At 58.2% G+C, this 2,145-nt stretch carries 3 protein-coding genes; 1 reads left to right on the plus strand and 2 read right to left on the minus strand.

Annotated features, from left to right (window positions below):
* Positions 1-458 precede the first annotated feature (458 nt).
* Positions 459-1,319 (minus strand): mechanosensitive ion channel family protein, encoded by an 861-nt coding sequence (locus tag HKX24_RS17510; RefSeq protein ID WP_271691800.1) that lies wholly within the window; start codon positions 1,317-1,319, stop codon positions 459-461.
* A gap of 186 nt (positions 1,320-1,505) precedes the next feature.
* On the opposite strand from HKX24_RS17510, the gene HKX24_RS17515 reads away from it, so the two are divergent.
* Positions 1,506-1,664, plus strand: coding sequence for a YqaE/Pmp3 family membrane protein (locus HKX24_RS17515; protein ID WP_082852043.1), 159 nt, complete (start codon positions 1,506-1,508; stop codon positions 1,662-1,664).
* Between the two features lie 61 nt (positions 1,665-1,725).
* On the opposite strand, the gene HKX24_RS17520 is transcribed toward HKX24_RS17515, so the two are convergent.
* On the minus strand, positions 1,726-1,899 hold the full coding sequence (locus HKX24_RS17520) for a CsbD family protein (RefSeq protein WP_082852044.1): 174 nt from the start codon (positions 1,897-1,899) through the stop codon (positions 1,726-1,728).
* Between the last annotated feature and the right edge of the window lie 246 nt (positions 1,900-2,145).

The following is a 2,145-nucleotide window of genomic DNA, read 5'->3' on the forward strand; positions in this document are numbered from 1 at the left end:
ATATACAGACGTTGATCCATCGAATGAACCAAACCGCCCACATATCTCTTCAGATATCAAATTTTCAAACAGCGTTGAGACAAAAGAAACTGAGATGCGCCCTAACTTCTTGGCGCGCCCCGCCTCTAATACCTCGAATTCTTATCCGCCTCGTGATCCGAACCACCGCGTCTCCGCTGCCGTCCGCCCCGTCTGGCGCCCCAGCGGTGCGTATCAGCGCCGCCGGTAGAGGGGGTTCTAAGGTTAGTGAGGCAAAGCCGCAAGCAGAAAGTTGAGAAAAGATGAGATTTCGAGGAACTTTTCGGCAAGATGCTGAAATGGCGTGCTAATTTCCCGCATCTAACGCGCCGGAGCTGGCCTCCCCCGCCCTATCTGAGCCGATACCTTCACTGCCAGCCCTTGAAACGACCGCGATTCACGGGATCACAGGGCAAACTCGGCGACTCGCAGCGCAGGCCCTACCCCTCCCCTGCATCCTCCTCCGCCCGGCTGAGCGGAAGCGGCTCTTTGAAGGTGAGCGTGCGGTAAGGGAAAGGAATCTCTAGCCCTGCTTCGTCCAGCGCCCGTTTCACCGCGGTCACCACCTCATCCCGAGAACGTCGCTGCTCGACCGGGGCTGAGCCTGTCCACCAAGTGACCTCGAAATTGATGGAGGACTCCCCGAACTCTTGGGCGAAGACCTGAATCGGATGCTCCCCCTGCTCTACCGTCTCGCAGCGCGCGACCGCTTCGGAGATCACCGCCCGCGCTTCACCCAGATCGACATCATAGGCCACCCCGCAGATCACGGTTTGCCGACGGTGCGTTTGATCCGTGCGCACATAGACGGGGTTCTTAAAGAGCATCGCATTGGGCACGATCACCAGCTGCCCGTCCGTCTGGCGGATATGGCTCTCTCTAATGGCGATATGGGTGACCTTGCCGTCGATCCCCTCGCATTCGATATGATCCCCCATGCGCATTTCCCGGCGAAAGAGGATGATGATCCCGGCGAGGAAATTCTCAAAGACGTCCTTGAAAGCGAAGCCAATGGCGACCGACCCGATGCCGAGCCCCGCCAGAATGCTGGCAGGCGTGAGCCCGGGAAAGACGATCACGGCCGCGATCATGATGCCAAAGATCCAGATGAGGATAGACGTCAGTAGGGTAAAGAGATCCTGAAGGCTCGGGCGCAGCTTGGTGCGGGACAGGGTTTTGCTGACCAGCGACCGGCCAAGCGCGGCCATGGCCCAGGTCAATATCAAGACGAGGGTTGCGACAGCGATCTGCGGCAAAAGTGCGATTGTCTCTCGCGCCATCTCCATGATCTGGCGCCACATGATCCTGACTGGCTCCACCCTACCCCTCCTCTGGCTGTTTGGTAGTTTGCCGCAAAACCCATGCTGCGGCGAGTGTTACTTGCGCCCCGTTCAACGCGCCACCACTGGCCGTGCGACGATCGGGGGCTAGCTTAGGGCAAGGTTTAGTCTATTTGGAAAGGAGCCCGGCGCACCCGGCGTGACACTATGGACATCATTCGCATCATCATCGCCATCCTACTGCCCCCTCTTGGGGTGTTCTTGCAGGAAGGTCTGGGAAAGCACTTCTGGATTAACATTCTCCTGACCTTGCTGGGTTACCTGCCCGGGATCGTCCATGCGCTCTATATCATCATCAAAAGGTGAGAGCGCGGGCAGCAGCCCGAATAGAGAAAGCGCGCCTCCGGTAAGAGGCGCGCTTTTGCAATCAATCAGATAGTTTGTCCTTGGCGTCACCGACACCCTTTTGCACTTTGCCCTCGGCCTGATCGGCCTGACCTTCGTGCTTCAGGTCTTCGTTGCCTGTGGCATCGCCGGCTTCTTCTTTCAGCTTGCCACCGATGTCTTTCGCCTTGCCTTTAGCTTGGTCGTCATTTGCCATGGTTGCTCTCCTCTATCTAGGTAGGGGAACAACGTTGGGCAGGAGGCGCGGGTTCCGTTGCGGGTGAGGGAAATCACGCGCTGATGGTGGCGAGGGTGTCGCCTGATTGTTCTGGTAAAAATGGTGCCCGGGGGCGGAGGGTTTACTCCGTTGTGTTCCCGTTACAGGCATCCCTTCAGCTGGTAGCTCCAGCAAAACAAGGGCTATCGCCATGGACCACCCAGCGTCAATAGGCACCAGGTGGTC

Origin of the sequence: Sulfitobacter sp. M85 (assembly GCF_029285915.1) — a bacterium.
GTDB lineage: Bacteria > Pseudomonadota > Alphaproteobacteria > Rhodobacterales > Rhodobacteraceae > Sulfitobacter > Sulfitobacter faviae.

What these genes read in the sequence shown, in the direction of transcription:
- HKX24_RS17510 (WP_271691800.1), bottom strand. Translation starts at nt 1,319, where the DNA reads ATGTGGCGCCAGATCATGGAGATGGCGCGAGAGACAATCGCACTTTTG.
- HKX24_RS17515 (WP_082852043.1), top strand. Translation starts at nt 1,506, where the DNA reads ATGGACATCATTCGCATCATCATCGCCATCCTACTGCCCCCTCTTGGG.
- HKX24_RS17520 (WP_082852044.1), bottom strand. Translation starts at nt 1,899, where the DNA reads ATGGCAAATGACGACCAAGCTAAAGGCAAGGCGAAAGACATCGGTGGC.